Below are 21,287 nucleotides of genomic sequence, written 5' to 3' on the forward strand. Positions count from 1 at the left end.
ACCCGATACTACGAACGCGACGCCGATTCTGTTCCCGGAGTCGAGCCGATGTGACTCAGCTCCCTGTCGGTCAGCGTGATGTCCAGCGATTCCAGTGTTTTCCCGAGGTCTTCCACCTGAGAAATCTCAGGTTCCTCCCCCGCGTGCTCGACGGTGAGCTGCCGGCCGACCAATCGGCGGCTCAGGCCCGGTTCCAGACGCATCACGACGAGCTGACGGCTGAACGGCGAACGCTCGTGCGTGGCGACGTAGTAGTTGGCGGCCGTGTAGTCGGCGGGGTGTTGCTCGACGTCGTCCTCGAACGCGTGCTGCAACTCCCATCGGCCCGCGACCTGCTTCTCCAGCACCCACCGGCGGTCCTCGCGGCGCAGCCGATGAGGCCAGCCGGCCTGGTCGACGACCGCGCCGTCGGCCAGCGGCATCGGGTGCAACATCCCGGCGCCGAACCCGACGTCGACGAGGTGGTCGTCCACGATCGACATCATGTGCGTGCGCGGTCCTGTCATCACGCGGCTCATGCGCCGTGCGACGGTGTAGCCGAGACGTTCCAGCACGGCGGTGAACAACAATTGGTGTTCGTAGCAGTAACCGCCGCGGCGGCGCCCGACCAACTTGTCCTGGATGTCGGCGAGGTCGAGTGACGGCACGATGCCGAGCATCACGTCGATGTTCTCGAACGGAATGGCGCGCACATGCGCTTCGTGCAACTCCGTCAACGAACTGGATGCCGATGCTCCCGTGCGCGCGAAGTACGCGTCTAAATCAAGCAATTCCGTCTGCCACATGGCGTTCCCCCTGCGTCAGTTGCCACTCCTCTCTCGTCAGCGCGTACTCGACCTCTCCGTATTCCGAGCCGGGCAACGGATCGGGGAACTCGACGTGGAAGGTGCGGACGTGGCGCAGTCCGCACTTCTGCAGCACGCGCCGCGAACCGGCGTTGACGAACATCGTGGTGGCGACGACGCGCCGCACGCCGCCGGCGGTGAAACCGCGCGTGATCAGGGCCGACGATCCTTCGGTGGCGTAGCCGAGGCCCCAGAACGCGCGGTGCAGCCGGTAGCCGAGTTCCACGACGTCGGTGGTGCCGCGGAACTCGAACCAGCCGACGAACTCCCCGGTGGCCTTCTCGAAGGCCAGGTGGAAGCCGGGGCGGAGGTGGTTCCCGACCGGCGCCGGGTCGAGGAACCGCATGACTTCGGGGTCGGCGTGCAGTGCCGTCAGTGCGCCGGCGTCGGACGCGCGGGCGGGACGCAGGATCAGGCGTTCGGTCTCCACGCCCCGAATCCTGTCCCGCCCGTCCACCGCTTTTCGGCTACGGCACGTGCTTGGGTTTGATGGTCTCGAGCACGGCGCCCTTCGCGTCCCGCACGACCACGCGCGAGTCCGGGTGGCGGTCCATCAGCGGCGCGGCCAGCACGAACGTGCCGCCGCCGATCGACGCGGGCACGTCGGCCAGGCCCGGACGGGTGTAGGTGATCGACGCGGCCCGGGGGTCGGTGACCAGGCCGACGGCCGCGAAGGTCGAGCTCGCCATCGCGCCCGCCTCGCCGGGTCCGGCCGGCTTCCGCATCGTGAAGTCGTAGAACGCGGCGAACGCGGCGACGGTGGTGCCGCGGACCTCGTCGAGGTCCTCGACCTCGTACACGGTGGCGGCCGCCGTCCGGTCCTCCTGCCCGCAGAAGAGCAGCAGGTCGCCGAAACGCCCGAGGCGCATCGTGCTGGTGGTGCCGAGGCGGACGGTGAGGGCGTGCGCGAACTGGTCGGCGTCGGGGACGGGCCGGTCGCGCAGGCACCGGGCGAACTCCCGCTCTTCCGCGGTGTCGCGGCCCGCGGGCGGCAGCGGCCGGTCGACGACCGGATCCGTCGGTCCCGGCACGCCCCGCACGGCGAACTCCGTGCCGCTGACCAGTGCTTTCGTTCCGGTCTCGGCGTGGGTGTAGCCGTTGGGCTCGAGGAACACGCCATCGATGACGGCGGGCAGCGCGGTGTTGCGGGCCGGGTCGGAGATCCGCGAGAGGCTGACGATCTTCACGTCGGGCGACACCAGGCCCGCCATCGCGCCGGTCGGCGTGGTGAACAGGATCTTCACCTCGCGCGGGCCGTCGTCCACGGCTGCCGGGTCCGGTGCCGACACGGTCGTCGTGGTGGCGGTGTTCGCGCAGAAGAAGACGCCGGCGGGCACCCGGAACGCGGTGAGCGTCGTGCCGTTCCTGCGGCTGGTGGCGATGATCTGCCAGTCGGCGGCCGGGGGGTGGGACCGGGCGGCGCCGGTGCAGCGCGCGAGGACGTCCGGGGCGACCTTGCCGCGTTCGACGTGGTTGACGACCGCGCGGTCCTTGCCGAGGAACTCGCCGTTGTGCTGCATCGACGGCGCGGCGGGTTCGGCGGTTCCGCCGAGCAGGGTCTGGCTCGCCACGAGGGCGCCCGCGGCGAGCATGGCGACGCCGGCGGCGATCAGGACCGCCCTGCCGTTGCGCGCGGGCGGGTCCATGCCCTCGGACAGGCGCCGCCGTGCGCGCAGGCGGACGTCGTCGGGCAGGGGCCGGTGTTCGGGGAGCTGGTCGATCACGGGGTGTCCTCGGGGGTCAGGTCGCGCAGCCGGGCACGGGTGCGGGAGACGCGGGCGCGGACGCTCGACTCGGCGATGCCGAGCAGGGCGGCGGCGTCGGCGGTGGACACGTCGCCCAGCAGGCACAGCTGGGCGATCTCGCGTTCGGACGCGGGCAGCTTCGCGATGGCGGCCACCACCGCGACGAGGCGGCGCCGGGCGTCGGTGCGGGCGGCGACCTCGTCGGCGTGGTCGCGCTCGTTCTGCGGGGTCAGTCGCGTGACCAGGCGCAACGCCCTGCGCGAGGCGCGCCACTCGGTGCGGGCCCGGTTCGCGGTCACGGTGTAGAGCCACGGCAGGGCGGAGTCGCGCAGCAGCCGGGCCTCGCCGCGTTTGCGCCAGGCCGTCAGGAACGTCGCGGAGAGCAGGTCCTCGGCCTGCGACCACGAGGCCGTCAGCCGGTAGGCGTAGTTCCAGACCGCTTCGGCGTGGCGTTCGAACAGCTCGGTGAACGCGGCGTGGTCGCCTTGCGCGATCCGCTCCCACAGGTGCGCGTCCGGCGGCCCGACGTCCGCGCAGCGGGTCGTCTCAGTCATCACACTCCGCCTGGGACCGTCACCGGCCAGTGTGCTGCGTGACACCGCTCACACGCTTGCGGGGGAGCCGCCCCTCGTTCGAGGCGCGGACGACATCGATGGCAAGATCGTCGTGTGCCGATCGAGCAGCAGCAGTCCGGCAGTGCCGAGCCGGAGACCCAGGTGTTCGCGAAGATCTCGACCGAGGAAACGGACGCGGCGACCATTCCCGGTGTCACCCCGGTGACGCCCGCACCGCCCGCGCCCGCTGTGGGAGCACCCGCTGTGGGAGCACCCGTCGTCGTGGCGCCTCCCGCGGCGGCGGCGCCCGCGCACAAGCCCAAGTCGCTGACCCGGCGGCTGGCCCGCAGGATCCTCGGCCCGACTCTGATGACGAAGAGATAGGTCCTAGCGGTCGGGGACCTGGCCCAGTCCTCCGCAGGCCCGGCAGGCGGACCGGTCCTCGTTGAGCCCAGACCCATGGCAACGGCTGCACTCCTTCACGGAAGAACAGTGTCCGCTTCACCGGGAATGAGGGCAGCCGCCAAAAAGGGACCCTCACGGCAATAATGGGTGACCCCCACCGTTCACGCTCGGTGATCAAGCCTGGGTGGACGGTGCCGCCGGGATCTCGTTGGCACGTGCGACATTGCCTGCGACGACGCCCCTGCGTTCGGCGTGCGGGAGTTTCCACCAGCCCGAGCAGCCGCGTGGGCACGGGTGTGTCATCTCGTGCAGCACGAGCCCTTGCGGGCCGGGGACGGGTTGCTGCCACGACATCGTTCCGCACCCCGCGCACAACGGGCAGGTGTCCTCTTCGCGCTCCACATCAGGTAAGTACTCCACATGGGACGCTATGGGCAATCGCTGGATCGAGGGGAGATCACCGATGGCGGTCGCGGTCGTGACGGGAGCGGGGTCCGGGGTCGGGCGCGCGGCGGCGCGAACCCTCCTGGCGGCGGGGTTCCGGGTGGCGCTGGCGGGACGGCGCGAGGACGCGCTGACCGAGACCGGAGAGGGTTTTCCCGGTACGGCGCTCGTCGTGCCCACGGACGTGTCGCGTGAGGACTCGGTCGTCGCTCTGTTCGAGACCGTGGTGTCGCGGTGGGGCCGTGTGGACGTGTTGTTCAACAACGCCGGGATGAACGTGCGCGCGACACCGGTCGAGGAGTTCAGCATCGGCGCGTGGGAGAAGGTCGTCGGTGTGAACCTCACGGGCGCTTTCCTGTGCGCCCGTGAGGCGTTCAAGGTGATGAAGACCCACGGTGGTGGCCGGATCATCAACAACGGCTCGATCTCGGCGTCGGTGCCGCGGCCGCACGCGGTGGCGTACAACGCGACCAAGCACGCGATCACGGGGTTGACGAAGTCGCTGTCGCTGGAGGGCCGTGCGCACAACATCGCGTGCGGGCAGATCGACATCGGCAACGCCGCGACGGAGATGACCGAGCGGATGGGTCAGGGCGTGCTGCAGGCGGACTTCGAGACCAGGGCGGAACCGACGTTCGACGTGCGGCACGTGGCCGACGCCGTGCTGTACCAGGCTCAGTTGCCGCTGGACGCGAACGTGCAGTTCATGACCGTGATGGCCACGGCCATGCCCTACATCGGCAGGGGCTGAGCCTGGTAGAGGCCGCCGCCGCGTTCGAGCAGGCCGAGGTCGACGAGGTAGCGGCGGAGGGTGACGTGGTCGAGCTCTCCCCCGTCGCACCACGCCCGCAGCCGCTCGTTGATCTCGGTCTCCTCGTAGTAGGTCCGCGCGGTGAAGGCGTGCGAGGCGACGTGCTCGAGGATCTTGCGGCGGCGTTCGTGCGCGACCGGCAGCGATACGAGTTTGTCGCCGCGCACGAACGGTGCGAGCCCGTCGGCGGGCATCGCCTCGGTGAGCGTCGCCGCGAGGGGCTTGAGGTCGGCCGGGCGGACCGGCTCCCCCTCGACCAGCCCGGCCTCGCGGAGCTTCCGCAGTGCGATGCCCGCGTCCTTGACCTCGAGCCCGGCCGCGGCGGCGATGTCGGCCAGGGTTGCCGCGCCCAGGACGACGGCGGCGAACGCCCGCAGCCTCGCGGGTTCGGCCAGCACGCGCACCACGGTTTCCGGAGTGGTCATGCCTGCGAACCTAACGCCGCCGTCCACTCGTTTTCAGCGCGAGGGCGCGCCCTGCCAGTCAGGGCTCATCGGCCCACCAGCCCTTCGGCCATGACGTCGGCGAGGTAGCCGTCGAGGTCGGGTTCACCGGGCTCCAGCACGTGCCGCACCCACGCGCGGCGCTCGTGGTCGAGCGGCGGGAGCTCCCAGACGCAGCCGATGAGGTCCTTGGGGATGACGCTGAAGCGGGTGAGGTCGGGGTCGGTCGAGCCGAGGAACGGCTGGTCGCCGGAGACGGCGGTGCGGCAGTGCAGGACGTTGTCCCAGACCCAGTTGTAGGCGTTGAGGTACATGCCCGCGGCGCTGCGGTGCAGCACCGTCACCGTGGCCGGCGGGGTGGGGTCCTCGAAGTCCGGGTAGATCGTCGGCAGGAACGCGTAGGCGGCCTCGCGGATCTCGTCGGTGATCACCAGCCCGGGGGTGACCACCTCGTAGCGCTTGACGTGCCTGCCCGCGACGACCAGCGGTTGCCTGACCGCCAGCTGCTTCTCGTAGAAAGCCATGCGTCGAACATATGAGCTATCCCTGACAACTTGTGGCAGTGTATCGGCGTGCGTGCGAGCCGGTTGGTGTCGTTGCTGCTGCTGTTGCAGACCAAGGGCCGGATGACGGCCCAGGCGCTGGCCGACGAGCTGGAGGTGTCGGTCCGCACGATCTACCGCGACGTCGACTCGCTGCACGCCGCCGGGGTGCCGCTGTACGGCGACGCGGGCCCGTCCGGCGGCTACCAGTTGCTCGACGGCTACCGCACGCGGCTGACCGGGCTGACCGAGCAGGAGGCGGAGTCGCTGTTCCTGGCCGGGCTGCCGGGACCGGCGGCGGAGCTCGGCCTCGGGGAGGCGGTGTCCGCGGCGCAGCTCAAGCTGATGGCGGCGCTGCCCTCGCCGATGCGCGACCGCGCGTCGCGCAGGGCGGAGCGGTTCCACCTCGACGCCCCGTCCTGGTACTACGACCCGGAGCGTTCCCCGTTCCTCGAGGTCGTGGCGGACGCGGTGTGGCGCGGCCGCCTGCTGGAGGTCGGCTACCGGCGCTGGCGCGCACCGGAGGACGTGACGCGGGTGCTGCGGCCGCTGGGCCTCGTGCTCAAGGCGGGCCGCTGGTACCTGGTCGCCCAGGGCGAGACGCGGATCTCGACGTACCGGGTGTCGCAGATCCAGTCGGTGACGGTGCTGCAGGAGTCGTTCGAGCGGCCGGAGGGCTTCGACCTCGCGGCGCACTGGGCGGCGTCGCTGGAGGAGTTCCAGGCGCGGCAGTACACCGGCGAGGCGGTCGTGCGGCTGTCGCCGCGGGGCTGGGAGTCGTTCTCCTCACACGTGCTGCCGCTGGTGGCGCGCGCGGCGGAGGAGTCGGCTGTGGACGACGGCGGTGGTGTGCGGGTGAGGATCCCGATCGAGTCGATCGGGCACGCGACCGGGATGCTGCTGCGGATGGGCGGTGAGGTGGAGGTGCTGGAGCCGGCCGAGTTGCGCGAGCAGGTGACGGAGGCGGTGCGGCGGCTGGCGGCGATCTACCTGCCGCAACCGGGGGCGCACTTGCCCGCGCCGGTGACCGCGTCGTCCATAAGCTGAGGTTTATGGGGGATTACTCGAATTCAACTCGTCGTTCGTTCCTGCGTGCCGGTGCGGCCGCCGCGGGTGGGGTCGGGGTGATGGCGCTGGCCGCCGCACCCGCGCACGCCGCCGGTACCGCGCACGTGGTCAAGGTCGGTGACTTCGGCGCGCGGGGTGACGGCCAGACCGACGACACCGCGGCCGTGCAGCGCGCGGTCGACGAGGCCTACCGGCTGGCCGCCGAGGGCGGCGGCTACGCCCGCGTGGAGTTCGGCGCGCAGACCTACCGGCTCGCGTCGCAGCCGGTCAGGCCGACGCCGGGCGGTCCGGCGGGCCAGCTGGTGTTCCCGGTGCGCACGTCCGGGCCGATGATCACGGTCGAGCTGGCCGGAGCGGGCGTGCAGACGGGCCTGCAGTTCGTCTACGACGGCGAGCAGGCGCCGGCCGGCACCCTGCTGAAGTCGACCGTCACCACGACCTGGTCCGGTCACGCCGCCGGGCAGCCACCCGCGGTGATCGCCTCGCCCAAGGGCGGTGACTGGGGCGGGTTCAACCGGGTCAGCGTGGCCGTCACGAACCTCGCGATCCAGGTGCCGTCCAACCCGACGGTGTCCGGCCTGAACCTGTTCTGGGCGCCGCAGGCCCGCCTGCAGAGCGTGCGGATCAGCACGCCGGACCCGTTGCCCGCCGTCGTCGAGCCCACGCACCGGTGGTCGACCGGTGTCGTGCTGCCCGGTGGCGGCAACAACGCGGTGGTCTACCTGCGCGACGTGCACGTGTGCGGCTTCCACACCGGGGTGCTGTTCAGCGAGCACACCGACGGCTCCAGCCTGCTGGTCTTCGGCTGCAAGGTGGCGCTGGCGCCGCTGGGCAGGGTGCTGCACACCTCGCGGTTCGGCCTGGTGACCGTGGAGTGCTGCCCGGTGCTGATCTCGCAGGTCGACTGGGAGGCCGGTCCGATCGCGGCGACGCAGGGCGACCGCTTCCGCATCGACCTGCTCGACGTGGAGGAGTTCAACGGCTTCGACGCGCGGCTGAACTGGACGCGGCACCAGGTGCACGTCAACGATCCCGGCAACACCTACCGCGGCTGGATCTGGATGGCCCGCTCGGGTCGTGACTACCTCGGCATCCCGCTGACGCTCAGGGGTGCGCAGAACCTGCAGATCCACGAGATCCAGGACAGCTGATCCCGAACCGCGCCAAGTGGTGCCACAGGTGCTTCACGACCTGTGGCGGCGCGTCGCAGGTCTCCAGCAGCAGCGGGTCGAGGACGCCGTCGCGGGCGATCGCGAGTCCCCACTCGACGGACTCGGGTGTGCGGTAGTCGCGGTGGCGCAGCAGGTCCTGCGTGGACAGCCGGAAGCCGGGGTGGCGTTCGACCGGGCACGGCAGCTCGATCCCCGCGGACCTCGGATCGGGGAAGCTGGGATCGAGCACCACGGCCTCGACGTCGTCGAGCGTGACGGGGCCGTGGACGTGGGCCTCGACGTAGTCGTCGAGCGGATCGGCTGCGTGGCCGGTGAGCTCGTGCAGCCGGAAGTGGCGGGCGGTGCCGAAGTCGACGGGGTCGAAGACGCTGTCGGGGTGGCAGAACGTCGTGCGGTCGAGCACGTCCTGCTTGAGCCGCAGGTGCGCCGACCCGAACCGCGGTGCGCCGCCGTGGGGCAGGCGGAGGTGGTCGAGGGCGCCGTACTTGGGGCGTTCGGCGGGGTCGGCGTGGTCGTAGGCGCCGCCGAACAGGCGGCTCTCCCACTGCCGGCGGGCGCCGCCGGGGTGCGCGGTGAGGCCGCCGTTGCCGGTGCCGGTCTCGAACTGCGAGCGGTAGACGCCGTCGCGGGCGATGCGGGCGAGCACGCCACGGCCGGGGTGGAAGTTCAGGGTGACGCGCAGGTCGCGCGGCAGCGGACCGCCGGTGGAGCGGGCGTCGACGTGCGCGATGGCCCGCTCAGCGGACACGGGCGAGCTCGCGGTCGTGCACCCGCGCCAGGGTCAGCTGCGCGGTGATCGCGCCGAGCAGGGCCATGAACATGTCCCACTGGGTGTCCCACACGTCGCCCTGCGTCCCGAGGAAGTCCTCCGCGGCCGAGCCACCGGTCACCGCGGCGGCCCACTCCCCCAGCTCGTAGGTCGCGCTGAACGCCAGGCACACGCAGACCACGAGGAAGAACAGCCACCTGCCGGGGCGCAGCGGCGACGTGCGCAGCAGGATCTCGCGCGCCAGCACGGCCGGCACGAACCCCTGCACGAAGTGCGCGAACCGGTCGTAGTGGTTGCGTGCCAGGTCGAGGAGGTCCTGCGCCCAGAACCCGGCCGGCACGCGGGCGTAGGTGTAGTGCCCGCCGAGGACGAGGACCAGCGCGTGCAGGAACAGCAGCCGGTACAGCAGCGGTGTGAGCGGGAACCGCCGGCCGGTGGCGATCAGCAGGGCCGCGCCGATCACGACCGGCGCCACCTCGAGGTACCAGGTCGTGCGGTCGTACGGGCCGATGCCGGACACGACCAGGGCGACCGCCGTCAGGCCGAGCAGGACCCACGGCTCGACGGTGCGCTTGTCACAGTTCACGGATCACCTTGCAGGGGTTGCCGACCGCGAGCACGCGCGGCGGGATGTCGCGCGTGACGACGCTACCGGCACCGATCACCGAGTTGTCGCCGATCGTGACGCCCGCGCAGACGATCACGCCGCCGCCGAGCCAGACGTTGTCGCCGATGGTGATCGGGGCGGCGGTCTCGAAGCGCCGGCGGCGTGCCTCGTGGTCCTCGATCGGGTGCAGGGCGGTGAGCAGCTGGGCGCGGGGGCCGATGGAGACGTCGTCGCCGATGGTGATCGTGGCGCAGTCCATGAGGATGGCGTCGTAGTTGAGGAAGCTGTTGGAGCCCATGTGGATCTGGTAGCCGTAGTCGCACTGGAACCGGGGCATGACCCACGAGCCCTCGCCGAGTGAGCCGAAGAGCTCCGCGATGACCGCGCCCTCGCGGGTGGCGTTGAACTCGTCCACGAGGGCTTGGCAGCGCCGGCGTTCGGCGACCAGTTCGGGGTCGGAGTCGCGGTAGAGCTGCCCGGTCATCATCTTCTGCTTCTCGGTGATCACTCTTCGAGAGTGCCCGAACGCAGCAGGGCGCGTGCTCTGCCCGCGGCGATCTCCATCAGCGCGGTGAGGCCGGCGGCGTCGAAACCGGGCGGCGGCTCCACCGCGAGCACCACAGGTGTGGTGGTGGGGATCGGCGGTTTGGCGGGCAGTTGAGCTGCGGTTTCGTGCGAAACCACCACAGGTGTTCTGGTGCCGACGGGTCCGGCGACGCGGTCGCGGACGGCGTCGAGGAGTTCCCGTTCCGGTTTTCCCTTGAGCAGCAGGAGCACGAACGGGTCGGCGTCGAGCAGCCAGCCGACCTGGAACGCCAGTGCGGCGGCGTGGCGGCAGGGCAGTTCCCAGCCGTCGCAGTCGCAGTCGGGTTCGAGGTCGCCGATGCCGGGCAGCAGGTCCACACCGGACTCCTGCGCTGCGGCGACGAGGTCGCGCGGGACGTCGTTGTCCAGCAGGGCGGCGATGTGCGCGGGGTTCTCGGCGACGCGGTCGAGGAACCGTCCCCATTGGACCTGCGAGAGCACGGGGACGCTGACGGTGGTGTTGTGCACGGTGTCGTCGTCGTGGACCTGGGCGTGCAGGCGGCCGGGGCTCACGGTGATCGGGCCGACGACGCCGGCGTGGGCGTAGCGGCGGCCGAGGCGGACCATGCCGGCGTCCAGGGCGGTGTCCTCGAGGGCCTTCACCCACGCCTTGCCCCACCACGTCGTGGCGACGCGGCGTTTCACCTTGGGGAACGCGGCGAATCCGCGTGCGGTCATCAGGCGCTCCTGAGCTGGACGAGTTCGGCGAGTTCGGCGTCGGTGAGTTCGGTGAACGCGGCTTCTCCGCCGTGCAGCACGGCGTCGGCGAGGTCGCGCTTGTCCTGCAGGAGCGCGGCGATGCGTTCCTCGACGGTGCCCTCGGTGACGAGCTTGTGCACCTGGACGGGCCGGGTCTGGCCGATGCGGTAGGCGCGGTCGGTGGCCTGGTCCTCGACGGCGGGGTTCCACCAGCGGTCGAAGTGGATCACGTGGTCGGCGCGGGTGAGGTTGAGGCCGGTGCCGGCGGCTTTGAGGGACAGCAGGAACACCGGCGCCCTGCCCTGCTGGAAGTCGTCGACCATCTGCTCGCGCCGCGGCACGGGCGTGCCGCCGTGCAGGAACCGGGTGGGTTGCTTGATGTGCTGTTCGAGGAGTTTGGCCATGCCGACGTACTGGGTGAACACGAGCACCGAGCCGTCCTCGGCGATGATCGTGTCGAGCAGTTCGTCGAGCAGGTCGAGCTTGCCGGAGCCGCCGCGCAGCCGGTCGTGGCCGAGGTAGTGCGACGGGTGGTTGCAGATCTGCTTGAGACCGGTGAGCAGCGTGAGCACGAGGCCGCGGCGGGCCATGCCGTCGCTGGAGGCGATCCGGTCGAGGGTCTCCCTGGTGAGTGCCTCGTAGAGCGCAGCCTGCTCGACCGACAGGGAGACGAACCGGTCGGTCTCGGTCTTGGGCGGCAGTTCGGGGGCGACGCCGGGGTCGGACTTGCGGCGGCGCAGCAGGAACGGCCGCACGACCTTGGCGAGGGTGTCGTCGGGTTCGGGCCAGCGGGTGCGGAACGCGCGGTGCGTGCCGAGCAGGCCGGGGGTCGTCCAGTCCAGGACGGCCCACAGCTCCGACAGCGAGTTCTCCACCGGGGTGCCGGACAACGCCACGCGCGCCTGACCGGGCAGCGAGCGCAGTGCCTTGGCGGTGCCGGAGTGCGGGTTCTTGACGTGCTGGGCCTCGTCGGCGACGACCAGGTCCCACTCGTGGGCGCGCAGTGCCTCGATGTCCAGGCGCATGGTGCCGTAGGTGGTGAGCACGACGCCTTCGGCGGGCAGGGTCCGGTGTGGACCGTGGTAGCGGGTGACCGGGGTGCCGGGGGCGAAGCGGCGGATCTCGCGTTCCCAGTTGCCGAGCAGGGAGGCCGGGCAGACGACGAGGGTGGGGCGGTCGGCGGCGCGGTGCAGGTGCAGGGCGATGACGGTGATGGTCTTGCCCAGGCCCATGTCGTCGGCGAGGCAGGCGCCCAGGCCGAGGCTCGTCATGTGGGCGAGCCAGCGCAGGCCGTGCAGCTGGTAGTCGCGCAGCCGGGCCCGCAACCGCGGCGGCTGCGGGAACTGCGGGATCGTGGTGATGGTGGTGGTGAGGCTGTGCGGGGCGACGGTGACCTGCTCGCCGCCGATGAGCGCGGTGCCGGTGAGGGCGGCGGTGACGGCCTGCACGGCGGTGATGGGCTGCAGTTGCCGGCGGGCCTTGCGGCGCAGTGCGGGGTCGACGAGGACCCACCGGTCGCGCAGTTTCACGATCGGGCGGGAGGCGTCGGCGACGAGGTCCATCTCGGCGTCGGTCAGCTCGTCGTCGCCCAGCGCGAGCCGCCAGTCGAACGTGAGCAGGTCGCCGGTGCCGAACCGGCCGGAGGTCTCGCCGATGACGGCCCTGGCGGCGAGGGTGGTGGTGAGGTTCTTGGGCCAGTGGACCTCGATGCCGGTGCCGAGCAGCTCGGTGACCTCGTCGTCGGTGAGGTCGGCCTGGTCGAGCAGGCGCTGCAGCGGGGGCCAGTCGATGCGGCTCATCGCCCGGATGGTGTCGAGCTCACGGCCGGAGCCCCGCACGTCACGCGGGTGCGGGTCGGTGACGGCGCGGACCTGGACGATCGCGCACAACCGCAGGTCCTCGGTCGTCTCGATGCGCAGGGAGATCGTGATCTGCTCGTCGGCCCACGCCTTGAGCTCGGGCACCTCGTGGCGCGCGGTGCCGGCGAACGGTCCTTCGCCGGTACGGGGCAGCGCGTCGGCGACGGCGTCGAGGAACGCGCGGAGCTCGTCGTAGTCGCCGTGGGCGGCGAGCTGGCGCAGGTGCAGCTCGTCGGCGTGGTCGAGCGGTCCGACGCGCCAGGTGTCGTGGCCTCCCTCGGTCACGCCGGGCACGATGCGGCCGCGGGCGACGAACGCGAGCGCGGTGGCGGCGGCCACCGCCCAGTAGTCGTCTCGCCGCAGTGCCTCCGGGAGGGCTTCGAGCAGTGGTTTTCCGTCGAGCTGGCCGAAGCGGGGCGGGTCGGCAGGCGAGAACATACTCTGTACCGTACACCATACGGTACGGTAGTGTGGTGCTCGTGATCGAACACACGGGCAGCGGTGACCCGGCGCGGACGCTGGCGTTGCTGTGGCGCACCCAGGAGCGGGTGTCGCGCAAGGGCAAGCCGGACCTCAGCGTGGACCGCATCGTGCAGGCGGGCATCGCGCTGGCCGACGCCGACGGGCTCAAGGCGCTGTCGATGCGCCGCGTGGCCGAGTCGTTGGGCGTGGGGACGATGTCGCTCTACACCTACGTGCCGGGCAAGGGCGAGCTGGTCGACGTCATGGTCGACACCGTGCAGGCCGTGACCGGGCGTGAGCAGTCGCCGGGCTGGCGGGAGCACCTGGCCTACGTGGCGCGGGAGAACCTGCGGCTGCACCGGCGGCACCCGTGGCTGCTGCAGGTGGCGCCGTCGCGCACGGTGCTGGGCCCGCAGGTCGCGGCGAAGTACGACTTCGAGCTGCGCGGCCTGGAAGGTGTGGGCCTGTCGGACGTGGAGATGGACTCGGTGCTGAACCTGGTGCTCGGGCACGTGCAGAACTCGGCGCGCGGGCTGACGGCGGCGGCGGTGACCGAGAAGGAGACCGGCCTGACCGACCAGCAGTGGTGGGACGCGGCGGCGCCGGTGCTGATGACGGTGTTCGACCCGGCCCGCTACCCCGTGGCCGCCCGCGTCGGAGGTGCCGTCGGGCAGGCGCACCACAGCGCGTTCAGCCCGGAGCACTCGTTCGAGTTCGGCCTGGAGATGATCCTGGACGGGGTCGAACGGCTGATCGAGTCACGCCGGTAGTTACAGGCGAGTGACACCACGCGGGGAAGCGCCGTCAATCCCCACGCGGTGTCGGCGAGGTGCCTACAGTTACGCCACGCCGATCAACTCGCCGCTGGGAGGCACGCTCGTGGTGATCGACTCGCAGCCCCGGCAGGCGCTGCTGCGCCGGTTCACCGGACTGGCGCGGTCGACCCCTGGTCGGCTGACCGTGATCGCCGTGGTCCTGGTCCTGGCGGCGCTGGCCAGCGGCTGGCTGACGACGTGGAGCGTGAACCGGCAGGAACGGGCGCTGGAGGACCTGGCGACCCGCTCCGAGCCGCTGTCGCACGCGGCGCAGGAGGTCCACCGGGCGTTGCAGGACGCGGACGCGACCGCGGCCAGCGCGTTCCTGTCCGGTGGTCTGGAGCCCGCGCAGCTGCGGGAGCGCTACGAGGCCGACATCGCGCAGGCGCAGGCCGCGCTGTCGGTGGCGACGGCCTCCTCCCCCGACCTGACCGCGACGCTGGCCGCGCAGCTGCCGGTCTACACCGGGCTGATCGAGACCGCGCGCACCAACAACCGGCAGGGCTTCCCGGTCGGGGCGGCGTACCTGCGGGAGGCGTCGGGGCTGATGCGCACGCAGCTGCTGCCGGCGGCGCGGGAGCTGTACCGGGCGGAGACCGACCGGGTGGCCCGCGCGCAGGACGAGGCGGACTTCCCGGTGGTGCCGGTGCTGGTGGCGCTGGCGTTCGTGGTCGCGCTCGTGCTGACCCAGCGGTACCTGACCCGCAAGACGAACCGGCTGCTCAACGTGGGCCTGCTGGTCGCCACGGGCGCAGCGGCGCTGTCGCTGCTGTGGGTGACGACGGTGTCGGTGCTGGTGATGCGCGACGTCGGCGACTCGCGCACGGCCTCGGAGAAGGTCGACGTGCTCGCGCAGGCGCGGATCGCGACGCTGACCGCGCGCGGCGAGGAGACGCTGACACTGGTCGCGCGTGGTGCGGGCCAGACCTACGAGAAGAACTTCGTGGAGGTCTCGCAGCGGCTGGAGGACCTGCTGGAGCACGCGAAGCGCCTGGAGGGCGGCGAGGCCGTGGACTCGGCTGTGCGCAACTTCGGCGAGTGGCAGCAGGTGCACCAGCGCGTCCGCGAGGCCGACGACTCCGGCCAGTACGCCGACGCGGTCGCGTTGGTCGCCACCCCGTACTTCGACTCGCTGGACGAGGACCTGGTGCGCGCGATCGGGCAGGCAAGGCAGGACTTCAGCGACGAGGTGGCGGTCGCGCGGGCCTCGCTCGCGGGCACGGCGGTCGGGGTGCTGGTGCTCGCGGTGATCGCCGCGGCAGGGGCGGTGATGGGGTTGTGGCAGCGACTCAAGGAGTACCGGTGAGGCGACTGGCACTGGCGGCGGTGCTGCTGCTCGGAGCGTGTTCGGCGGGCCCGGCGCCCAGCCAGGTGGTGCCCCGCAGCGCCCCGGTGCCGCAGCCGGCCGGGGCGAGCACGGTGTCGGCGGCCCCGAGCAGCCCGGGCGCCGCCGCACCGGCGTGCGACACGACGGCGAGCCTGCGACCGGGCCCGCTGCCCCCGGCCGGGCAGATGCCCGGCGGGTCGGCGATGGCGCGGATCCAGCAGCGCGGCCGGTTGATCGCCGGGGTGGACCAGAACTCCTACCTGATGGGGTTCCGCAACTCCTTCACCGGCGAGATCGAGGGCTTCGACGTCGACGTGGCCCGCCAGATCGCGAAGGCGGTGTTCGGCGACGAGAAGAAGGTGCAGTTCAAGGTCGTCACCGCGGCCGAGCGGATCCCGGTGCTGAGGTCCGGCGAGGTCGACGTCGTGGTGCGCACGATGACCATCACGTGCGAGCGGCTGCGCGACGTGGACTTCTCGCAGGTCTACTACCAGGCCGGGCAGCGGGTGCTGGTGCGCCGCAACTCCGGCATCACCGGCGTGGACGGCCTCAAGGACAGGAGCGTGTGCGTGGCGTCGGGGTCGACGTCGCTGGTCAACGTGGTCAACCGGGCGCGCACGACGGTGAGCGTGCCGAACTGGACCGACTGCCTGGTCATGCTGCAGCAGGGGCAGACCGACGCGATCTCCACCGACGACACGATCCTGGCCGGCCTGGCGGCGCAGGACCCGTACACCGAGGTCGTGGGCGAGCGGTTCACCGACGAGTCCTACGGGGTGGGGATCCCGAAGGGGCAGGAGGACCTGGTCCGGTTCGTCAACGGCGTGCTGGAGCGGATGCGCGCGGACGGCACGTGGAACGGGATGTACCGGCGGTGGCTGACCACGCTCGGCCCGGCACCCACGCCGCCTGCCGGCCGTTATCGGGACTAGGGAGGGGGACACGATGGCTGACGAGGTGGACCTGCCCGTGACAGGGCCGGCGACGGCGCCGGGCACGGCGCCGTGGTCGGTGTCGCAGGAGATGTCACGGCAGGGCTCGGCACGCACCCGGCGCGGCAGTGCGCGGTCGATGAGCCGCGGCCGGCTCGGGGCGGGCCTGGTCGAGGTGCCGCGGGTGCCGTACCGCGACCCGACGACCGCGGTGCTGTCGCACCCGGAGGTGCCGGAGGCGAAGCGGTTCTGCTCGAAGTGCGGCAAGAAGGTCGGCCGCGCCAAGAACGGCGGGCCGGGCCGGGTGGAGGGGTTCTGCCCGCAGTGCGGCCACGCCTACTCGTTCACGCCGAAACTCGCGCCCGGAGAGGTGCTGCACGACCAGTACGAGGTGCTGGGGTGCCTGGCGCACGGCGGCCTGGGGTGGCTGTACCTGGCGCTGGACCACGCGGTCAGTGACCGGTGGGTGGTCCTGAAAGGCCTGCTCGACTCGGGTGACGCCGACGCGATGGCGGCGGCGCTGGCGGAGCGGCGGTTCCTCGCCGAGGTCGAGCACCCCAACATCGTCAAGATCCACAACTTCATCCGCCACGAGAACAAGGCCAGCGGCAAGCTCGTCGAGTACATCGTGATGGAGTACGTCGGCGGCGAGTCCATCAAGGACATGATCACGCGCCGGCGCCGGGAGGGCCGCGGCGACGAGGCGCTGCCACTGGCGCAAGCGATCGCGTACGTGCTGGAGATCCTGCCCGCCCTGGGCTACCTGCACGGGGTGGGGCTGCTGTACTGCGACTTCAAACCGGACAACATGATTCACACCGAGGAGCAGCTCAAGCTGATCGACCTGGGCGCGGTGCGGCGCATCGACGACCACCACTCCCCCATCTACGGCACGGTCGGCTACCAGGCGCCGGAGATCGGCACGATCGGGCCGTCGGTGTTCTCCGACATCTACACCGTCGGGCGGGCGCTGGCGGTGATGAGCTTCCCGTTCGACTTCCGGGGCACGTGCAAGGACCGGCTGCCCACCGAGCGGGAGCAGCCGCTGCTGGCGCGGTTCGAGTCGTTCCACCGGCTGCTGCTGCGCGCGACGAACCCGAACCCGGAGCTGCGGTTCTGCTCGGCCGAGGACATGGCCGAGCAGCTCACCGGGGTGCTGCGCGAGGTGCTGGCGCTCGAGGACGACGTGCCGCGGCCGGGCCCGTCCAAGCAGTTCACCCCGGAACGCCGCCGCTTCGGCGTGGAGGGCGCCCTGGACCTGCGCGAGGTGGCGGTGGCGTTGCCGGCGCCGAGCGTGAGCACCTCCGACGCGGCCGCGTCGTGGCTCGCGACCGCGACGGCGACGGACCCGGCGGGGCTGCGCAAGGCCCCCGAGGTGACCGTGGAGGTGCGGTTGCGGATCGTGCGCGTGCTCATCGAGTCCGGCGACACCGCGGCCGCGCTCAAGGAGCTGGAGGCGCTGACGGCGCCGTCGATGTTCGACGAGCCGGAGCTCGACCCCGCCGAGGACTGGCGGCCCGACTGGTACCGGGGTCTCGCGGCGCTGGTGGACCAGCGGCCGGGCGAGGCGCTGGGGTTCTTCGACGCGGTGTGCTCGGCGGTGCCGGGCGAGGCGGCCCCGAAGCTCGCGCTGGGCGTGTGCCGGGAGGCCACCGGGGACCTGAAGGCGGCGGCGGGCTGGTACGAGGTGGTGTGGCGCACCGACCACGCGTACGTGTCGGCGGCGTTCGGCCTGGCGCGGGTGCTGCTGGCGTGCGGGGACCGGGCGCGGGCGGTCGAGGTGCTGCTGTCGGTCCCGGACACGTCTTCGCAACATTTGGCGGCGCAGATCGCGGCGGTGCGCGCGCAGCTCGGCCACGGGGACGCCGACGACCTCGTCGCGGCCGGGGAACGGTTGCACGCCTTGGACATCGACGTCCACTCGCGCACGCAGCTGTCGGCGGAGCTGCTGGAGGCGGCGTACGACTACGTGACCCGCAATCAGGCCGCCGAGGGCAGGGTGCTGGACTGTGCACTCTCCGAACACGAGCTTCGGCTGGGTCTCGAGCGGCGCTACCGCACGCTGGCCCGGTTCGCGGCCACGCCGGAGGAACGGATCGCATTGGTGGACCGCGCGAACGCGGTAAGGCCTAGGACGTTGGTTTGATGGACACCCTGAAGTGCCCGGAGTGCTTCGCGCCCGTCGCGGCGGAGGACCGGTTCTGCGAGGCGTGCGGACGCAACCTGCTGGTCCGCCGCACCCCGCTGGGCGGACCGACCGGTCCCGCGCAGGCCTCGTGCATCCTGTGCGGGTCGCCGGACATCGATGACGAGGACTACTGCACCCAGTGCGGCCGGCACCAGCCCTCGGCGCGCGACCGGGTCGAGTACACCCTCGGCGCGGTGTCCGGTGTGTCGGACCGGGGCAAGCGCCGCGCGCGCAACGAGGACTCGATGGCGTTCGGCCACGTCGCGGGCAAGGGCGTCGCGGCGGTGGTGTGCGACGGCGTGGCCTCCTCGGAACGCGCGGAGCAGGCCTCGCAGGCCGCCGCGGACGCCGCGGTGGACGTGCTGCTCAACGCGCTGATCGACACCGCCGACGCCGAGCAGGCGATGGTCGACGCGGTCGCGGCGGCGTGCTCCGCCGTGGAGCAGCTGGTGGAGAACGAGCCGCTCGAACCGGGCGGCCGGGGTGTGGCGCCGTCGTGCACGTTCGTCTCGGCGCTGGTCACCGACTCGTCGGTGACGATCGGCTGGGTCGGCGACTCGCGCGCCTACTGGCTGTCCGACGAGGGCTCCAAGCAGCTCACCACGGACGACACGTGGGCGGCGCAGCTGGTCGCCGAGGGCGTGCTGACCGAGGAGCAGGCGCGCACCGACCGCCGCGCGCACGTGCTGTCGCGGTGGATCGGCGCGGACGCGGGCCAGGTGGTGCCGCAGGTGGTGACGCTGCAGCCGGCCTCGCCGGGGGTGTTCCTGCTGTGCTCGGACGGCCTGCACAACTACCGGCCCGAGCCGGAGGACCTGCAGCCGCTGCTGCCGTGCGGGCCGGAGGAGTTCGTGAAGGTGGCGCTGGAGGCGGGCGGGCACGACAACATCACCGTGGTGCTGGTGCCGTTCGCTCCCTCCGCCCCTTAGTTCACTCCTTGCGGTGAACTTCAGCGGCTGTGGCGGCGGAACACACCGTCGTGGAACGTCAGCCACGTCCCGTCGCCGGCGGAGATGACCCCGTACGGGTCGTCGGTGCGGGCGTCGAACAAGCCGTGGTGTGTGCCGGTGCGCGCGTCGACGAGGTGGTGGTGGAACCACTCCTCGTCGTCGTTCTCACCGGCGACGACGACGTAGGCGGTGTCGGCGTCGAGGTAGCCGCCGGTCCACGCCAGCCAGGCGTCCTCGTCGTAGCCGAGGTCGGTCGCGCAGACGCGGGCGATGACGTCGCCGCCGGGGTAGGTGTGGAAGGCGGCGTCGTCCTGATCGTGGTGGACGGTCATGAAGTGCCGACCGTCTGCGGTGAGCGCCACCAGCACGCGGTCGTTCCACGGGTAGGGCCGCACGTCGAGGGTGGTGCCGTCGAGGCGGCCGCGGAACAGCAGCGACCCGTCTTGCCCCTCGCCGACGTCGAGCAGGACGTCGGTGCCATTGGGGTGGACGTGGTGTTCACCGCCGTGGCCGGCGGTGTCGAGACCGGCGCCGGCGAGCAGCGCCCCGGTGGTCGCGTCCAGGACGTGCCAGGTGTCCCTGCTGTCGTTCCAGTGGCCCATCGCGTCGGGACGGAACAGCCACACGGTTGTGCCGTCGTGCGAGAAGGCGCATCCGGCCCGGACGCCTGACACCTCGTCCTGGACGGTGCCGAAGGCGTGCCGCCACCGCACCTCGCCGGCGCGGCCGACGCAGACCAGGTCGTTGTCGGTCGTGTAGACCGCGCTCGTGAGGTCCGGCCCGACGGCCTGTCCCCTCGGTTCGGTGGCGACGGGGAAGGTGACGCCGCCGGGGACGTGCAGGGCGCCGTCGGCGTAGCGGACCACGGTGATCATGCCCGCACCGTAGTCGGCGGCAAGCCGTCATCATGGGCGGATGAGGAGGGCGGTGTTGATCGCGCTGGCGGTGGTTGTCACCATCGTCGCCGTGGTCTTCAGCTTCCAGCGCAAGCTCGTGTACTTCCCCTCCCCCGGTCCGCTGCCGGGCGCGGACGAGGTGATGCCCGGCGGCCGGGACGTCCGGCTGGTGACGGCGGACGGGCTGGTGCTGGGCGGCTGGCACTTCGAGCTGCCCGCCGCGCCCGCGACGGTCGTGGTGTTCCCGGGCAACGGCGGCAACCGATCCGGGCGGCTGTCGCTGGCGCGGGGGCTCACGGCGCGCGGGCTGTCGGTGCTGCTGTTCGACTACCGCGGTTACGGCGGCAACCCCGGCTCGCCGTCGGAGGAAGGGCTCACCTACGACGCGCGGGCGGCGCTGGACCTGGTCGACGGGCCGGTCGTGTACTTCGGTGAGTCGCTGGGCGCGGCGGTGGCCGCGGAGCTCGCGACGTTCCGCGCACCGAAGGGCATGGTGCTGCGGTCGCCGTTCACGTCGCTGGCGGCGGCCGGGTCGCACCACTACCCGTGGCTGCCGGTGAGGATGTTGTTGCAGGACAAGTACCCGGTTCTCGAACGGGTGTCCGCTGTGGACGTCCCGACCGTGGTGGTGCTGGGGACGGCGGACTCGGTCGTGCCGCCCGCGCAGAGCCGCGAGGTCGCGACGGCGGCGCGGGCGCGGCTGGTCGAGGTCGCGGGCGCCGACCACAACGACGAGGTGCTGGTCTCCGGTCCGCAGGTGGTCGACGCGGTGCTGTCGGTCAGCCGGTAGACGCGATCTCGCCTGGGGGAACCACCCGGTCAGGCGGTGCCGAAGGGGTTGTCGATCACGTACCGCCACCGGCCGTCCGCGTTCCTGCGGGCGACGTCGGTGGCGGTGCCGTGCACGTCGCCGATGGTCCAGTCGACGATGAGCAACGCGATGCCGTCGTGTTCGTAGACGTGCCGCGGCCGGAGGTCGATCGGCCGGCCGAGGTCGAGGAACCGCTGGTTGGCGGCTTGGCGTGCGGCTGCGGTGACGGTGGTGCCGGGTTCGGGGACGAACAGGCCGGCGGGTTCGTAGACGGCGTCGACGGCGGCGGCGTCGCGGGAGTTGAACGCGCGGGCGAACTCGTGGGCCACACTGGCGGGATGCATGCCGACAGCGTCGC

23 protein-coding genes are annotated in these 21,287 nt (G+C 71.8%); 10 read left to right on the forward strand and 13 right to left on the reverse strand.

Going from position 1 to position 21,287, the window contains the following annotated elements; genetic code table 11:
* Nucleotides 1-8: 8 nt before the first annotated feature.
* From BLQ91_RS26800 to BLQ91_RS26815, 4 genes are read right to left on the reverse strand one after another with little or no spacing between them, the layout of a single operon-like run.
* On the reverse strand, nt 9-785 hold the full coding sequence (locus tag BLQ91_RS26800) for an arylamine N-acetyltransferase family protein (protein ID WP_090100995.1): 777 nt from the start codon (nt 783-785) through the stop codon (nt 9-11).
* Nucleotides 763-1,275 (reverse strand): GNAT family N-acetyltransferase, encoded by a 513-nt coding sequence (locus BLQ91_RS26805; protein WP_425412543.1) that lies wholly within the window; start codon nt 1,273-1,275, stop codon nt 763-765. Before BLQ91_RS26805 ends, BLQ91_RS26800 begins: the two co-directional genes overlap by 23 nt.
* 37 nt (nt 1,276-1,312) lie before the next feature.
* A complete protein-coding gene (locus BLQ91_RS26810) occupies nt 1,313-2,569 on the reverse strand; it encodes a hypothetical protein (RefSeq protein WP_090100997.1) in 1,257 nt (418 codons plus the stop codon).
* Nucleotides 2,566-3,144, reverse strand: a complete 579-nt coding sequence (locus BLQ91_RS26815) for an RNA polymerase sigma factor (RefSeq protein ID WP_090100998.1) — start codon at nt 3,142-3,144, stop codon at nt 2,566-2,568. Before BLQ91_RS26815 ends, BLQ91_RS26810 begins: the two co-directional genes overlap by 4 nt.
* Before the next feature lie 114 nt (nt 3,145-3,258).
* On the opposite strand from BLQ91_RS26815, the gene BLQ91_RS26820 reads away from it, so the two are divergent.
* Both BLQ91_RS26820 and BLQ91_RS26825 read left to right on the forward strand, forming a co-directional pair.
* Nucleotides 3,259-3,528, forward strand: coding sequence for a hypothetical protein (locus BLQ91_RS26820; protein WP_090101000.1), 270 nt, complete (start codon nt 3,259-3,261; stop codon nt 3,526-3,528).
* A 484-nt stretch (nt 3,529-4,012) separates the two neighbouring features.
* The gene (locus tag BLQ91_RS26825; protein WP_090101003.1) at nt 4,013-4,744 is read left to right on the forward strand and encodes an SDR family oxidoreductase; all 732 of its coding nucleotides are present in this window, start codon (nt 4,013-4,015) and stop codon (nt 4,742-4,744) included.
* Here the strand turns inward: BLQ91_RS26825 and BLQ91_RS26830 are convergent.
* Both BLQ91_RS26830 and BLQ91_RS26835 read right to left on the reverse strand, forming a co-directional pair.
* The gene (locus BLQ91_RS26830; protein WP_090101005.1) at nt 4,726-5,229 is read right to left on the reverse strand and encodes a DUF2087 domain-containing protein; all 504 of its coding nucleotides are present in this window, start codon (nt 5,227-5,229) and stop codon (nt 4,726-4,728) included. The genes BLQ91_RS26825 and BLQ91_RS26830 overlap by 19 nt on opposite strands.
* 65 nt (nt 5,230-5,294) lie before the next feature.
* Nucleotides 5,295-5,771 carry a hypothetical protein gene (locus BLQ91_RS26835; protein WP_090101008.1) on the reverse strand — a complete coding sequence of 159 codons (477 nt, stop codon included), beginning with the start codon at nt 5,769-5,771 and terminating at the stop codon, nt 5,295-5,297.
* A 48-nt stretch (nt 5,772-5,819) separates the two neighbouring features.
* On the opposite strand from BLQ91_RS26835, the gene BLQ91_RS26840 reads away from it, so the two are divergent.
* Together BLQ91_RS26840 and BLQ91_RS26845 are read left to right on the forward strand one after the other, a co-directional pair.
* The gene (locus tag BLQ91_RS26840; RefSeq protein WP_090101010.1) at nt 5,820-6,836 is read left to right on the forward strand and encodes a helix-turn-helix transcriptional regulator; all 1,017 of its coding nucleotides are present in this window, start codon (nt 5,820-5,822) and stop codon (nt 6,834-6,836) included.
* Between the two features lie 5 nt (nt 6,837-6,841).
* Nucleotides 6,842-8,008, forward strand: coding sequence for a glycosyl hydrolase family 28-related protein (locus BLQ91_RS26845; RefSeq protein WP_143022827.1), 1,167 nt, complete (start codon nt 6,842-6,844; stop codon nt 8,006-8,008).
* Here BLQ91_RS26845 and BLQ91_RS26850 read toward each other — a convergent pair.
* From BLQ91_RS26850 to BLQ91_RS26870, 5 genes are read right to left on the reverse strand one after another with little or no spacing between them, the layout of a single operon-like run.
* Complete coding sequence (locus tag BLQ91_RS26850) at nt 7,962-8,777, reverse strand: DUF3626 domain-containing protein (RefSeq protein WP_090101014.1); 816 nt, start codon at nt 8,775-8,777, stop codon at nt 7,962-7,964. The genes BLQ91_RS26845 and BLQ91_RS26850 overlap by 47 nt on opposite strands.
* Complete coding sequence (locus BLQ91_RS26855) at nt 8,767-9,384, reverse strand: DUF2238 domain-containing protein (RefSeq protein ID WP_090101016.1); 618 nt, start codon at nt 9,382-9,384, stop codon at nt 8,767-8,769. The genes BLQ91_RS26850 and BLQ91_RS26855 overlap by 11 nt, the downstream gene beginning before the upstream one ends.
* Nucleotides 9,374-9,892: a sugar O-acetyltransferase gene (locus tag BLQ91_RS26860; RefSeq protein ID WP_425412547.1), complete on the reverse strand. Its 519-nt coding sequence runs from the start codon at nt 9,890-9,892 to the stop codon at nt 9,374-9,376. Before BLQ91_RS26860 ends, BLQ91_RS26855 begins: the two co-directional genes overlap by 11 nt.
* Nucleotides 9,893-9,909: 17 nt before the next feature.
* Nucleotides 9,910-10,668 (reverse strand): SWIM zinc finger family protein, encoded by a 759-nt coding sequence (locus BLQ91_RS26865; RefSeq protein WP_090101020.1) that lies wholly within the window; start codon nt 10,666-10,668, stop codon nt 9,910-9,912.
* Complete coding sequence (locus BLQ91_RS26870; RefSeq protein ID WP_090101022.1) at nt 10,668-12,986, reverse strand: DEAD/DEAH box helicase; 2,319 nt, start codon at nt 12,984-12,986, stop codon at nt 10,668-10,670. Before BLQ91_RS26870 ends, BLQ91_RS26865 begins: the two co-directional genes overlap by 1 nt.
* 41 nt (nt 12,987-13,027) lie before the next feature.
* On the opposite strand from BLQ91_RS26870, the gene BLQ91_RS26875 reads away from it, so the two are divergent.
* The 5 genes from BLQ91_RS26875 to BLQ91_RS26895 all read left to right on the forward strand — a co-directional run bounded on the left by BLQ91_RS26875 (nt 13,028) and on the right by BLQ91_RS26895 (nt 19,201).
* Nucleotides 13,028-13,780, forward strand: coding sequence for a TetR/AcrR family transcriptional regulator (locus BLQ91_RS26875; RefSeq protein ID WP_218130420.1), 753 nt, complete (start codon nt 13,028-13,030; stop codon nt 13,778-13,780).
* A 109-nt stretch (nt 13,781-13,889) separates the two neighbouring features.
* Nucleotides 13,890-15,131: a hypothetical protein gene (locus tag BLQ91_RS26880; protein WP_245733826.1), complete on the forward strand. Its 1,242-nt coding sequence runs from the start codon at nt 13,890-13,892 to the stop codon at nt 15,129-15,131.
* Entirely contained in the window at nt 15,128-16,084 is a 957-nt protein-coding gene (locus BLQ91_RS26885; RefSeq protein ID WP_245733827.1) for a glutamate ABC transporter substrate-binding protein, read from the forward strand. Before BLQ91_RS26880 ends, BLQ91_RS26885 begins: the two co-directional genes overlap by 4 nt.
* Nucleotides 16,085-16,097: 13 nt before the next feature.
* A complete protein-coding gene (locus BLQ91_RS26890) occupies nt 16,098-18,230 on the forward strand; it encodes a serine/threonine-protein kinase (protein ID WP_090101026.1) in 2,133 nt (710 codons plus the stop codon).
* Nucleotides 18,230-19,201 carry a PP2C family protein-serine/threonine phosphatase gene (locus BLQ91_RS26895; RefSeq protein WP_090101027.1) on the forward strand — a complete coding sequence of 324 codons (972 nt, stop codon included), beginning with the start codon at nt 18,230-18,232 and terminating at the stop codon, nt 19,199-19,201. Before BLQ91_RS26890 ends, BLQ91_RS26895 begins: the two co-directional genes overlap by 1 nt.
* A gap of 20 nt (nt 19,202-19,221) precedes the next feature.
* Here the strand turns inward: BLQ91_RS26895 and BLQ91_RS26900 are convergent, their stop codons facing one another.
* Nucleotides 19,222-20,097: a hypothetical protein gene (locus tag BLQ91_RS26900; RefSeq protein ID WP_090101028.1), complete on the reverse strand. Its 876-nt coding sequence runs from the start codon at nt 20,095-20,097 to the stop codon at nt 19,222-19,224.
* A 40-nt stretch (nt 20,098-20,137) separates the two neighbouring features.
* Between BLQ91_RS26900 and BLQ91_RS26905 the strand changes: the two genes are divergently transcribed.
* On the forward strand, nt 20,138-20,908 hold the full coding sequence (locus BLQ91_RS26905; RefSeq protein ID WP_090101029.1) for an alpha/beta hydrolase: 771 nt from the start codon (nt 20,138-20,140) through the stop codon (nt 20,906-20,908).
* A 29-nt stretch (nt 20,909-20,937) separates the two neighbouring features.
* On the opposite strand, the gene BLQ91_RS26910 is transcribed toward BLQ91_RS26905, so the two are convergent.
* Nucleotides 20,938-21,273, reverse strand: coding sequence for a YybH family protein (locus tag BLQ91_RS26910; protein ID WP_090101030.1), 336 nt, complete (start codon nt 21,271-21,273; stop codon nt 20,938-20,940).
* Nucleotides 21,274-21,287 lie beyond the last annotated feature (14 nt).

The organism is Lentzea jiangxiensis, from assembly GCF_900104175.1.
Lineage (GTDB): Bacteria > Actinomycetota > Actinomycetes > Mycobacteriales > Pseudonocardiaceae > Lentzea > Lentzea jiangxiensis.

Coding starts and splice junctions, on each gene's coding strand:
- BLQ91_RS26900 (WP_090101028.1), bottom strand. CDS start 20,097: ATGATCACCGTGGTCCGCTACGCCGACGGCGCCCTGCACGTCCCCGGC.
- BLQ91_RS26865 (WP_090101020.1), bottom strand. CDS start 10,668: ATGACCGCACGCGGATTCGCCGCGTTCCCCAAGGTGAAACGCCGCGTC.
- BLQ91_RS26905 (WP_090101029.1), top strand. CDS start 20,138: ATGAGGAGGGCGGTGTTGATCGCGCTGGCGGTGGTTGTCACCATCGTC.
- BLQ91_RS26845 (WP_143022827.1), top strand. CDS start 6,842: ATGGGGGATTACTCGAATTCAACTCGTCGTTCGTTCCTGCGTGCCGGT.
- BLQ91_RS26895 (WP_090101027.1), top strand. CDS start 18,230: ATGGACACCCTGAAGTGCCCGGAGTGCTTCGCGCCCGTCGCGGCGGAG.
- BLQ91_RS26860 (WP_425412547.1), bottom strand. CDS start 9,892: ATGATGACCGGGCAGCTCTACCGCGACTCCGACCCCGAACTGGTCGCC.
- BLQ91_RS26910 (WP_090101030.1), bottom strand. CDS start 21,273: ATGCATCCCGCCAGTGTGGCCCACGAGTTCGCCCGCGCGTTCAACTCC.
- BLQ91_RS26870 (WP_090101022.1), bottom strand. CDS start 12,986: ATGTTCTCGCCTGCCGACCCGCCCCGCTTCGGCCAGCTCGACGGAAAA.
- BLQ91_RS26800 (WP_090100995.1), bottom strand. CDS start 785: ATGTGGCAGACGGAATTGCTTGATTTAGACGCGTACTTCGCGCGCACG.
- BLQ91_RS26815 (WP_090100998.1), bottom strand. CDS start 3,144: ATGACTGAGACGACCCGCTGCGCGGACGTCGGGCCGCCGGACGCGCAC.
- BLQ91_RS26835 (WP_090101008.1), bottom strand. CDS start 5,771: ATGGCTTTCTACGAGAAGCAGCTGGCGGTCAGGCAACCGCTGGTCGTC.
- BLQ91_RS26890 (WP_090101026.1), top strand. CDS start 16,098: ATGGCTGACGAGGTGGACCTGCCCGTGACAGGGCCGGCGACGGCGCCG.
- BLQ91_RS26825 (WP_090101003.1), top strand. CDS start 4,013: ATGGCGGTCGCGGTCGTGACGGGAGCGGGGTCCGGGGTCGGGCGCGCG.
- BLQ91_RS26830 (WP_090101005.1), bottom strand. CDS start 5,229: ATGACCACTCCGGAAACCGTGGTGCGCGTGCTGGCCGAACCCGCGAGG.